Annotated in this window: 7 protein-coding genes; 1 reads left to right on the top strand and 6 read right to left on the bottom strand. The window is 47.6% G+C overall.

Features of this window, described 5'->3' with window-relative positions; all coding sequences use genetic code 11:
- Positions 1–25: 25 nt before the first annotated feature.
- Together DW800_RS11450 and DW800_RS11445 are read right to left on the bottom strand one after the other, a co-directional pair.
- Positions 26–1,039 (bottom strand): DUF4435 domain-containing protein, encoded by a 1,014-nt coding sequence (locus tag DW800_RS11450; protein ID WP_117703480.1) that lies wholly within the window; start codon positions 1,037–1,039, stop codon positions 26–28.
- Positions 1,040–1,050: 11 nt separating this feature from the next.
- Positions 1,051–1,881, bottom strand: coding sequence for an AAA family ATPase (locus DW800_RS11445; RefSeq protein WP_009037164.1), 831 nt, complete (start codon positions 1,879–1,881; stop codon positions 1,051–1,053).
- A gap of 139 nt (positions 1,882–2,020) precedes the next feature.
- On the opposite strand from DW800_RS11445, the gene DW800_RS11440 reads away from it, so the two are divergent.
- Entirely contained in the window at positions 2,021–2,932 is a 912-nt protein-coding gene (locus DW800_RS11440) for a DMT family transporter (RefSeq protein WP_009037165.1), read from the top strand.
- A gap of 16 nt (positions 2,933–2,948) precedes the next feature.
- On the opposite strand, the gene DW800_RS11435 is transcribed toward DW800_RS11440, so the two are convergent.
- From DW800_RS11435 to DW800_RS11420, 4 genes are all read right to left on the bottom strand, one after another.
- Positions 2,949–3,533, bottom strand: a complete 585-nt coding sequence (locus tag DW800_RS11435) for a Crp/Fnr family transcriptional regulator (protein ID WP_005824006.1) — start codon at positions 3,531–3,533, stop codon at positions 2,949–2,951.
- A gap of 24 nt (positions 3,534–3,557) precedes the next feature.
- Positions 3,558–4,661 (bottom strand): methylmalonyl Co-A mutase-associated GTPase MeaB, encoded by a 1,104-nt coding sequence (gene meaB, locus DW800_RS11430; protein WP_057088576.1) that lies wholly within the window; start codon positions 4,659–4,661, stop codon positions 3,558–3,560.
- Between the two features lie 49 nt (positions 4,662–4,710).
- Entirely contained in the window at positions 4,711–5,784 is a 1,074-nt protein-coding gene (locus tag DW800_RS11425) for a DUF1573 domain-containing protein (RefSeq protein ID WP_005824010.1), read from the bottom strand.
- A 201-nt stretch (positions 5,785–5,985) separates the two neighbouring features.
- Positions 5,986–11,883, bottom strand: coding sequence for an alpha-2-macroglobulin family protein (locus DW800_RS11420; RefSeq protein WP_117703481.1), 5,898 nt, complete (start codon positions 11,881–11,883; stop codon positions 5,986–5,988).
- Positions 11,884–12,179: the final 296 nt, after the last annotated feature.

The following is a 12,179-nucleotide window of genomic DNA, read 5'->3' as shown; positions in this document are numbered from 1 at the left end:
TCGTATGTTTATCATAATGGCAATCTTATCTACGCGACTGTTCCTCCCGCTCGAGGAACTCCATAATGTCTTCTTTCAACCACTGATAAAGATAAAGGTTCTTGTAGCCGCTGTTTTTTTTCAGCATCACGGATACATTGACCTGACTGTTCTCATACCCCGTCAGTTCGTTACGGAACTGTTCGTTATGCTCTGCCAGGCGCTTTATCTCCTGCTCGCGTTCACGACGCAGCACCGTACATACCGGGATAAGGATTTTCAGCACTACACAATCCATGATATGGTGTCCTTGGATATAAAGATAGGTATTGTCCGGAGTCAGTCCCAAATGTTCCAACTCCGTGCCCAGCTGCTCCACCCGGTCGATGTAGCGGGGGAAACGGGCTTGCAGTTCGGACAGCTTTGCCGACACCGTCTTTTGCATCTCGTCCAGACTACGGTAAGGATGACGCAGGTTTATCTCTTGCAAACGCACGCAGGCGTTGAAGTCGTACATCGGGAAAGTGTGTGTGTCGTGCTGGCGGTAGAACCAGACATTCCACAGAAACAGCGGATAGGCAATCTGAGAATAACGCTTCAGAAAAGCAGGGAAGTCCAGGATATGCCGGTCGTTCAGCGTGGCCTGCACACAGACTTCATGCAGACTGTCGGCAAAGCAGTGGAAGTTCTCGATGGCATAGCCATAAGTCTGAAAGATATAGGGATTCTTGTTTATCTTATGCGACACCTTGGTGGCACCTTGCAGCAGGAAGTCGTAGTCGCTGTCTACACAAGCTATCAGGCTGCGGCCCAGTTCCGATGTGTTCAACGTATTCATCAGCACCATCTTCTTGCCCTTTGCCAGAGAGGTGGCCGAGGGAAGCATCACTTGAAAATAACGTTCCTCATTCTCGAACTCGGACAGCAGCGTCCGCCAGAAAGCGATGTCGTCATAGCTCTCCACATACGCCACTATGCGCCTGCGTGCTCTCTTGGGAGACAACTTGCGGGCGGCATCCAGATAGGCGGAAGTAAGGTTATGTTTTAAAGAAGTGGACACTTGGGCAGGGATTAAGGATTAGGGATTAGGGAGGAGATTTCGCTGACTTCGGTGACGGCATCCAGCCAACCTTCCATGATGACGGCGGGCGAATGGGTGGTGAGGATAAGCTGCACATTGGGATTCAGGTTGCGTATCATGCCGATGAGCTTCTGCTGCCATTCGATGTGCAGGGAGGCTTCCGGCTCGTCCATGAAGAGTACGCAGTGGTCATCGTCACGCACCAGCACGGTCAGCAGGATGACCAGCATCTGCTTCTCGCCCGAAGACAGCTTGTAGGGCAGCAGGCGCTCACCGTTCTGATAGAAAACGATGTCGTTGCTTTTGCGGTCTATCGTCTTATGGGTATAGCTGAAAAGCTCGTCAATCATATCCTGGAACTTCCGCTTGGGGAGGGAAAGGGAGGGAGCCAGACTACGCTGCTCTTCATCACCGCTGAGCAGTTCTATCATCTTGTTGCCGATGTTCACCTGATAGTCCAGATAACGGCGCTGGAGCAGATAGAGCTGCCAGTCCAGTTCCGACTTCACGTTGGCATCGGCCATGCGTGCCGTAAAGTCGCCCATGATAAGGGGACGGTCGTAGCTGCGGATTACATCATAGGGGATAAAGGTGGCTGCAGAATTGTCGAAGTAGACGTGTACGCCGTTCTTCTCGTCACTCTTCACTTCACCCGATGTCTGTTCCAGATAGTTGACCGAACGGTTCAGGATAGTGGTTTTCCCCACTCCGTTGATGCCGGAAAGTATATTGACGTCAGGACGCAGGTCCCAGGCAATATCGTACCGATGCCACAATCCGTGTATTTCGATACGCTTGATGTAATTGGCTTGTACTTCCATGGTTTCTTGCTTTAATTAGAAGCAAATATACACGATAATCTCTTATTTCTACGCCCATGAACCAGAAAAATCATATAATGAAAGATTTTCTCTTTTCAGAAAATAGTTGTTCTTTTGCACCCGCAAAGAACAAAAGAGTATGAACAAGAACATTCAAGGGCATCTGTTCGCCCTTACCGCAAATATCTTATGGGGCTTGATGGCACCTATAGGCAAGTCAGCTCTGGTAGAGTTTTCCGCGTTGTCAGTAACCACATTCCGCATGGTAGGCGCAGCCGCCTGCTTCTGGCTCCTCTCCTTATTCTGCAAACGCGAACAGGTGGACCACCGGGACATGCTGAAGATATTCTTCGCCGCACTCTTCGCACTGGTATTCAATCAGGGTGTCTATATCTTCGGACTCTCCATGACTTCGCCCATAGACGCCTCCATCGTTACAACCACGCTGCCTATCGTCACCATGATAGTGGCTGCAATCTATCTGAAAGAACCGGTCACCAACAAGAAAGTGCTGGGCATCTTTGTAGGGGCTATGGGAGCATTTATACTCATCATGAGCAGCCAGACCACCGGTGCCGGCAATGGCAGCCTCATCGGAGACCTTCTCTGCCTGCTCGCCCAAATCAGCTTCTCCATTTATCTGACCGTATTCAAGGGGTTGTCGCAAAAATACTCTCCCATCACCCTGAACAAATGGATGTTTGTCTATGCCTCCATGTGCTACATCCCGTTCTCTTACCACGACGTGGCTGCCATACAGTGGAGCGAAATATCTACAGCCGCCCTGCTGCAAGCGGGATATGTGGTTGTGGGAGGAAGCTTCCTTGCCTATATCTTCATAATGAGTGCGCAGAGGCTGTTGCGCCCCACTGTGGTGAGCATGTACAACTACATGCAGCCCATCGTGGCCTCAACCGTTGCCATCATCTTAGGATTGGGAGTGTTCAATTTGGAAAAGGGAATAGCCATAGCCTTGGTATTCCTGGGAGTGTACATCGTGACACAAAGCAAGTCACGCAAGGATTTCGAGAAAGAAGGGAAAGCCGTATAAAACAGCCGTTCCACCGTCACAGTACTCCGGCACGTACCCGGCTCAGAGACTCGGGAGTCATTAACAGATAAGATGCTATGTGGTTGACTGAGGCACGCCGGGCTATCTCCGGATAATCCCTGACGAAGCGCGCATACCGCTCGCGTGAGGTTTCGAAACGCCAAGAGTCTGCTTTATATTGGGAAAGCATTAAAGACCCCTCCAACAAATGGCGAAGCAGACGGGCTATATGCAGATAGCGCTCAGAGAGTTCGACCAGCCCTGCATACGAAATGCTCCAGATGACGCCTTCCTCCAGGGATTCCAGCTGAAGGCAATTACGGCGTCCGGTGAAAAGGCTGACGATACACATAGCGCCGTCACCGTCGCAGGCAAAGTTCTCTGTAATGTCCCGGCCTTCTTTGAAATAGAACTGGCGAAGCAGTCCTTTCTCTACGAAAACAATATCCCTGGCTATATCTTTCTCACTAATCAACAGTTCTCCTTTGTGCACCTCACGGCGTACAAACAAACCGGCAATGAGCTCCAGCTCCTCAGAAGGGAGTTCATGAAGGCGGCGGGTAAACCGCCGCGCCACTTCCATGTTGTTTTCCTTAGTCATCGATATAGGGAAAGGGATATGCCCTTATTTCTTCAGTTCTGCAAAATAGGTGTCCAGCAAGTTCTTGGCAGCCACAAAAGAAGTCAAGTTACCTTGCAGCACTTGGTTTTCCTTACCAGTCAGCATCGCTTCAATCTGCGGATTGTGGTAGAAGCTGTCGCGCAGCTGTTCGTTAATGGTCTCGTACATCCAGTATTTGCTTTGCTCATTGCGGCGGTATTCAAAGTAGCCGTTGTCTTTCACAAAGTCAATGTATTTGTAGACCATATCCCACACTTCTTTTACACCAAGATTATAGAAACCGGAATAAGTCAGCACTTGGGGTGTCCAACCGCTCTCCGGAGCCGGGAAGAGGTGCAGCGCATTACGGAACTGCGTTGCTGCCAGTCTGGCCCGCTCCAGGTTGTCGCCATCAGCCTTATTAATAACAATGCCATCGGCCATTTCCATGATGCCGCGTTTGATGCCTTGCAACTCATCGCCCGTACCCGCCAGCTGTATCAGCAGGAAGAAGTCTACCATAGAATGTACGGCAGTCTCACTCTGCCCCACCCCTACCGTCTCTACAAATATCTTGTCGAAACCGGCAGCCTCACAAAGCACAATCGTTTCACGCGTCTTGCGTGCCACGCCACCCAGCGAACCGGCAGAGGGACTGGGACGTATAAAGGACTTGGGATGAACGGAGAGTTTCTCCATACGCGTCTTGTCACCGAGAATACTGCCTTTGCTGCGTTCGCTGCTCGGATCAATGGCAAGGACAGCCAACTTGCCACCGTGTTCCTCCAGTACATGCAAGCCAAATACATCAATAGAGGTACTTTTACCGGCACCGGGCACACCACTGATACCCACACGGACGGAGTTGCCCGAATAGGGCAAACACTTCTCTATCACCTCCTGCGCCACAGCCTGGTGCTCCGGTTTCACACTTTCCACCAGTGTTACAGCCTGGCTGAGTACCGTAACATCACCTTTCACTATACCCTCCACATAGTCTGATACGGAAAGCTCGCGTTTCTTCCGCCTGGGACGGTTCTTCAAGTAAGGATTGACCGATGAAGGTTGCTCAATGCCTGCATTGACAACCAAGCCTTTATATGCTTCATTATTTTCGGGATGTTCCATGGCTATTTGTGAGTTATAAGTTATGAGTTATGAAGGACTTTACGACTTCTTATTGTTTTGCTTTAATGTTGATTTCAACTTTCGGCTGCATCGGGTCATTGGTAATCATCAGCAGACGCAGATGACGGCGCTTCTTGCCTATATTCTTCTTCACTACCGTTACCCGCAGGCGAGTGCTTTCACCGGGTTGCAATACACTCTTCTTGAGGTTAACTCCCACTGCCGGGTGGAATACCTGGAGCTTGTTTATCTGTAAAGGAGAACGCCCGGTATTGGTAATGGTAATATCCTGACGTGCTTTTGACTTCTTTGCCAATATCGCACTCATATCAACTTCTTTGGTAGAAAGGCTGATGGCAGGAGCATTTGCCTTCTCCACTTCCGTCATTCCGGAGAAATCCGGTAAAAGAATGGCAGAAACGGGAATCTCGTTTTCATCGCCCACCTTGTCACCGGAGAAGCGAGAAAGATAGACCGACGTTTGAGTCAGTCCGAGGCCAGTCAGTCTTTCCGAATTCAATGTAAGTGTAATCACTCCTTTTTCTCCCTTTTGCAAGACATTGGGCTCTACTTTTGTCTGCAAATAAGGAGGCAGATGCATCAGTACCGGTTCATAAGGACGGTCGGAAAGATTGACCACGCCGATATGAATCACCGGCTGCTCACCATGCTGAATATCGGGAAAGTCGAGGCTGTTCTTGTCAATACGTATCTGACCGATAAGATAAGGGTGCGTCTTGGTAAAGTCCTTGATTTCCTGTACTACTTCACCATTGAACTTCAAATAGACCAGATTGGGTTGCGCATTGCTGTAAATAGCCACGGATTTCTGGAAATGTCCCAATGCCTTGGCGTCAAAAGTCACATTTACTGTTCCTTTTGCCCCCGGAGCAATAGGCGTTTTTGTCCACTGGGCCACAGAGCAGGCGCAATCCGGCTCTACTTCTGTAAGCACTAAAGGCTGGTCACCCGTATTGGTGATGGTATATTGCACAGTCACGGGATGCTTCCATTCTATCTGGCCGAAACTGTACATCTCTGTATTCGAGGTAAAACGAGCTTGCGCTACAGCAGTCAATACCACACTTGCAAGCACATATAAAGTTATCAATATCCGCTTCATCTATTTTTCTTAATATCAAGATTTCCTAATTCTGCCACTCTCATTCAATATCCGCTTCATCTATTTTTCTTAATATCAAGATTTCCTAATTCTGCCACTCTCATTCAATATTAGTCGGACAAAAATAGGTGTTTTTAGCGAGAGTACCTAAAATAGCGGAGCGCAATTTGTACAAATTGCGCTCCGCTCCATACTCTATTGTTACTTTATTACAATTATCCCTCCCGCCGAATGCGAAGCATACTCCGGAGCATACGCACACTGTATCGTGGCCAGCCCCGTTTCGTATGTTCCGCCACGGGCTATGCGATAACTGTGCTCTAAGACATAAACGCCTTTGCCCAAATGGTCGAAGAAGAAATTGGTTGCGGCATCTTCCACTTCTGCATAATAACCGAGGCCATTACTCCAACGATAACCGGAAAGCGAGCCTATAGGTTCAAAGCAGGCACCCCGCTGGTCTTTCAACTGAACAAAATCCATAGTACGGTCCAAGCGGATAGTCAAACGGGCCACTATTTTATCACCGACGGATAATACGGTCCCTTCCGTAACCGGTTGCAAGGACTTGCTACCACCGGCCGATATACGCTCTACATAAAGTTTCTTCTCTACATTCAATTCACCCCCCTGCTGCTTTACATCAGATATGGGTGACAGATACTGGGCATAAACAGCTCCCCAGGCAATGCCTGCATCCCGTTTCTCTACGGTGACGGTTTTAGCTTTCAGCTCCGGACTTCCTTGAGCGAAGGTTTCCTTGACATAACCCAAACCCGGGATTATGGTCTTTGTAGGCGACAATGTTTCCAAAACTTTGTTACCTAACGTGATACGTACGTCTCCCCGACTTTCCAGCAGATTAGTACCTTGACAAAGCAATGCATAAACAGCATCAGCCGTTGCAACCGGAGAATTCCAACTGGTAGTCTGCTTCTGTTTCAGCAGCCAGAGTTTCATTTCCTCCACCAAAGCATCGTTGCCACCTGCCATACGCAGGGCTTCCATTACTTCCACATGGGCAGGGATGGGCAGCATACCCCAGTTATACGGATTTGCTTGGAAAGCAAAGTATGCACCCAGTTCATCCGTCTGTACCAGATGTTCCTTGAGGGAAGCGATGAATTCATTCGCCTCGGCTGTACGCCCTACTGCATTCAGGATGATGGCAGACTGCGCCTTGCTGCTCATGGTTCCATCTTTAAGATTGGCACCTACTTTTGATAGGAAATAGCGGTAAGCCGCTTGATTGTCTGCCGGCACTTGTTCGCCGCTAAGGGCTATCAGATACAGATATGTCATTGCCGATTCGGAGTTGGCAGTAATTCTGGCGCCATTTTTTTCGGCTTTACGGATATTGCGATACTCTTCCAAAGCCTGCCGATTCAAATAGCCGAAAGCTTTCTGCCGCATGGCGGCAACTTCTTCAGGCAGTTCATTTTTCGTCAGCAGAGGAAGACGAACAAGTAATTCTGTAATATAGCCAGTTATATAGCGGCTACCGGACATTCCCTTATACCAGCTCCATCCACCGTCTTCACCCTGCAATTCTTTCAATTTGGTAAAAGCGGAAAGATTGCGGTTATTCAGTTGGTTGATATCAAACAGCGTGGCAATACGTGCCTGCTGTTCGGCTTCAGTAGTAGCTTCCAGTACCCACGGAGACTCGCTGAGCAGGATATTCTTCACATCCTGATTCTTCTCCAACTGGCTGAGGAAGGTTTCTTTCGTGCCACCGGCAGCCTTCCAACTGTCAAATACAGTCTTAATGCGGGGCTGGCTGTTGGCAATGAAGCCTGCCAGACTATTGGCATACCAAGCTGTAGCCCAAGAAATGGCATTATCATTGGCAGGCAGGCTCAATGCCGGCAACGCTTGTACAGCATACCAAGCCGGATTCCCGGTAAATTCTACAGTCAGACGACGGTCTGTCGCTGTACGGCTATTACGGTTGAAAAGGCTGTCTAATGAGAACGTACGGGTCTCCTCGCCACGGATAGGCATAGCAAGCGTTTCCGTAATATACTCCTTATTACTTAATACGGGCAACAGATGCTGCTCGCCATCGCTAAACGTACCTCCATCGGCAACCATACGAATACCAAGCAAATCATAGCGGTCGGACACTTCGAAATGGAAGTTGACAGCAGTATTTCTTCCTGCTTCTACCAAGAATTTCTGACGTTGAGTAGCAATAACTTTCTCCGTCATAGGGTCGAACAGTGTGAATACTGCTGTTCCTTTCACCGCTTTACCCGTCAGATTGGCTATTGTTCCGGCTATCTGTGTTTTATCTCCAACGCGGACAAACCGAGGCATATTCGGAGTCAGCATAAACTCCTTGGCAGTTACAACGGAAGCATCCAATATCCCAGTCAGCATATCCTTAGTATGTGAGTAACCACGGAAATTCCAACGAGTCAAGCTCTGCGGCATCGTAAAAGAAAACGCAAGCTCCCCTTGTTCGTTTGTACGAAGTTGAGGATAAAAAAAGGCTGTTTCGGCAAAGTTGGTGCGAAGCCCCTCAATAGGTTGCAAGGCCTCGCCAACCGGTATCGTTTCCGATTCAAAAACAACATCTTCCACCGCGTCTTCCGCTACTTGTGCAGGAACATATTTCACTTCAACGGCATTCCCGGATTCTGCTTTGGAAGCAAGCATCGGCTGGTTGGCACCACGTATTCTAAGATTACCGGTCAAAGAGCTATTCCGGGTAGTCCCATACCCCACAACACTTACTTCTTCCAAAAGCGCATTGTCTTCTACCATCACTATCCGCATCCTTCCATCCATATAAGGAGAACAGAAGTAGTCAAACGACCACACCGGAACCCTCCAAGCCTTCAACGGGAAATAAACGGAGAAGTAATTGCTATTATAACGGCTCGCACCACGGAATGCCCCATACAGATTATCCGGATAGAAAACCCGTAGTATCTGGTTACTCTTATAAATCTTATCCAGTGAAGCGTCGTACATCGTAGCCAACATCTCAGCCGCAGCAGGCATACCTTGAGGCGTCTTTATGACGAGCTTCCACTCTTCTTCCTGTCCGGGACGCAAACGGTCACGGAACACTTCCCATTTCATGTCGAGAGCACGTTCCGGCTCCCGCTTCTTCAGTTCAACCTGATGACTGTACATCTCGCCAGCTTTCACAAAACTGAAAAGAATGGTGATTCCCTTGCCATATGCTTCCTTATAAGGGAATTCCATACGAATAATAGTATCATTCAACTGCAACACACGGCTTTCAATGCGTTTTCTGTCACAAAAGACATCCATCAGCACATATGCATCCCGATAAGAAGTCCCCAAAAGAAAAGCGGCAGGGTACTGTACATCAAATTCCTCATTTTCTTTATAATAAAAGAAATCTGTAAACGCAGCCGGACGCTTGTCACTCTTTGAAAAGAGCATGAAACTGTCACTGCCATATGCCCCGTTATTCTCTTCACGTCCCAAACTATCACGTACAGAAAGTTTCAAGCGATAGTTACCTGAAGGAAGCTTGTTCCAAGCCGAAAAATCCTGGAGCCGATTGGCTGTGAAGGTACCCTCCAATACAACATCATCCAAGGGTTCAGAACCTGCAATATTCCTTGCCCCATTTTGTTCTGCAAATGGATAAAGGCAATAGGAACCTTCAATGTGCTGAGGAATATTCATTACATTATTCACTCCAAAAGTGAAAAGCATACTATCTTCCTTACAAACATATTGAGGCAAGCGAATATCAAAGGAATAAGCCTTAGGACCTGCCAACAAGTTATACGAAGCGGATTGCGTTTCACCGGCCTCATCCGTCACCACCGCCTCCACATGATAAGTATACACACTCCCATACCCGTCTGTATCTACAGCCGGAGCTTCCAAAGTCAAGGGTATGGAAAAATCCCCGTTGGTATCCAATTGTATGGTGTCAGACAATAATGGTTTATCAGCATTGCTCCAATAACCAGGTCTCGGATTCCGGCGAGTCACCGTATATGCCAATGGCACATCCTGCACCATCATGCCATTGAAGGCCTTGACATTTCCTTTCAACACAACCTTGTCACCCAGCCGATAAGCTTCCGAAACCGGAGTGAAGGCAATCTCGAACGTAGGTCGCTTGTACTCCTCTACCCTAAAAGTGACGGTAGATTGAGTCTCTTTGGTTCGTATGCTGAACATGCCATTCAGGCAAGCTGCCGGAAGTACAAACTCCGTAGCAAAAGAGCCGAAATCATTGGTCCGCCCCTTCCTGGTGGCAAGTTCCTTGCGGTTGGCATCCAACAAGACAAGCTCATAATCAACTCCTTGTAGTACCTGGGCGCTATCACTATTCTGCTTGTAAGCTATCCCTTTTACATGAACGGTCTGCCCGGGACGATAAAGCGAACGGTCTGTCAGCAATGCCATCTGCCTCCAATCTGTATCCTTAATACCGTAATAAGGATGATTCATATAAACGTTCTGCGGCATCATGGCTGTGTCTCTGCCTTTACGCGCCACATAACTTCGGATTTCACTCTGCCAGGGTAATACAGCTTTCCCCCCGGCATCAGTCAGTACCTCTGCCATCGCTTTTCTATTCTTCTCATCATAAGAAGAGTAGAAACTCACCTTGGCACCAGCAATCGGCTGTCCACTACGGGCATCCAATGTAGCCACTTCCATACGGTTGTCACCCAAATCCAATGTCAGCACCTTGAAGCGGGTAGATACCAGAAATTTATCATCTGTACGGGCCGTTTCAGTATCAGGTACTATTTGAAGAATATAGACTCCCGTTTCCCGAGGAATCATGAACTTAAATACAGTGTCCGAGGCAAGATAAGGGACATCTTCAGGCAATTTATCCTTGCCTGGCAACGGCTTTAAGCCAAAATGCGTGGAAGAAAACTTCCGGGCATACTTTCTATAAGTATCTTTATTTATACCATGGTCCATCCAAGGTACTTCACTTAAAGTAGTGGTATATAAGTTGAGAGTAAAGCCCTCGACATTACGATAATGCAGCCTCATATTCACCGAATCGCCGGGATAACCGCTTTCATTCATAGTCAGAATGAGTTCAGGCTGTAAAATCTGTTCACGGATATTTTTCAACTCATTGATACGCTTATACGCAGGATAGCGCTTCAAGCCTTCTTCACAGACTTTTAGAGCCTCATCAGCGCGTTTCGGTTCCAAACGGCGCAGGTGGTTGGCTTTATGAATGTAAACCTCGGCACAAACCTCTCGTGAACCGTATTCCTTTATCAATTTATTCAAAACCTCAAGATATTCCCGATTAGCCTTTTCCTGACGCATTCGGAAAGTAGGATAAGGCTGCTGGCTGATACCACCGGTCAACTTCCAGTTCCAATAATCAAGAGAACAGAGCAACATAGCATCTTCCGAACCGGCACGACGGCGATAAGCATTCATCATATCCAGATAAATCCTTTCGATACGGGTCTGTACCAAAGAATCCACGCTGAAACCATCCAGCTGCCGATAAGCATCAACAGCACGGCTTACCAATAGATGGTACATATCGTGCCCATAGAACCGGCTACCGTCTTCCAACACCACAAAAGGCACATATTGTTCTGCAGATGTATTGAGCAAGCGGATGGAATCCTGCAAGGATGCACGGTTACACCTATCTATTTTATCCACAAACTGGCTGATACTCCACTCACGGATATCTTCTGGAACCTCGTCAACAGTCAGTAAAGTACGTGACAGCAAGACACGGCGATTCTTCCGCATCAAGTCAGCATATTCATATGCCAACAAAGAATGTAGAATAGCCTTGTTCACCGGATTCCTCTCCGATTGTGCCCAAGATTCCATATATTTCAGACTGGAGTAAAGGCTGTCCGGAGTCAGCCCCTCTTGATAAGTCTCCCTACAAATGTAGGCTTTCAACATTTGCGGAGCATTCTGCTCTTGCCGACCTTTCCGATAGATTTCATCAGCCAGTTTTATCACTGTTTGAGGCAGGCTTTTCTTTTGAGCCTGCTCCACCTGCTTCCACAACTTATCGTACGTCTGCGCATACAATGCCGAAGCCCCAAATGTAACCAGCAGCAACAATATGCTACAAATTCTTTGAATTACTCTCATAATTATTCGTTTGTTAGTCTTTGTATTAATAACAAAGGAAGTGAATAAAGTTCAAACAAATGTACTTTTGGACATAAAAAATCTTATTCTACTCCTACAAAAAAACAAGGGATATGTTTTGCAAACATATCCCTTGTGCTATACTTAAATGTTAGTGTACTCACATTTGGAGGCTATAATATCTCATTGCCTCCATCCAATTCTTACCAGCTGCGGTAAGAATGTGCTTAAATGAATTTGCAATCTTCTTTTTCATAATCTTAAAAAATTAAACTAATACCTGAAAACTAAAATTC

Origin of the sequence: Bacteroides sp. AM32-11AC (assembly GCF_003603515.1) — a bacterium.
GTDB lineage: Bacteria > Bacteroidota > Bacteroidia > Bacteroidales > Bacteroidaceae > Bacteroides > Bacteroides uniformis.
The sequence above is the reverse complement of the archived record's forward strand: the minus strand, read 5'-3'. Positions and strand labels throughout refer to the sequence as shown.

Bases quoted from the DNA above. Each gene is read 5' to 3' on its own strand.
- DW800_RS11445 (WP_009037164.1), bottom strand. From the start codon at position 1,881: ATGGAAGTACAAGCCAATTACATCAAGCGTATCGAAATACACGGATTG.
- DW800_RS11440 (WP_009037165.1), top strand. From the start codon at position 2,021: ATGAACAAGAACATTCAAGGGCATCTGTTCGCCCTTACCGCAAATATC.
- DW800_RS11435 (WP_005824006.1), bottom strand. From the start codon at position 3,533: ATGACTAAGGAAAACAACATGGAAGTGGCGCGGCGGTTTACCCGCCGC.
- meaB (WP_057088576.1), bottom strand. From the start codon at position 4,661: ATGGAACATCCCGAAAATAATGAAGCATATAAAGGCTTGGTTGTCAAT.
- DW800_RS11425 (WP_005824010.1), bottom strand. From the start codon at position 5,784: ATGAAGCGGATATTGATAACTTTATATGTGCTTGCAAGTGTGGTATTG.
- DW800_RS11420 (WP_117703481.1), bottom strand. From the start codon at position 11,883: ATGAGAGTAATTCAAAGAATTTGTAGCATATTGTTGCTGCTGGTTACA.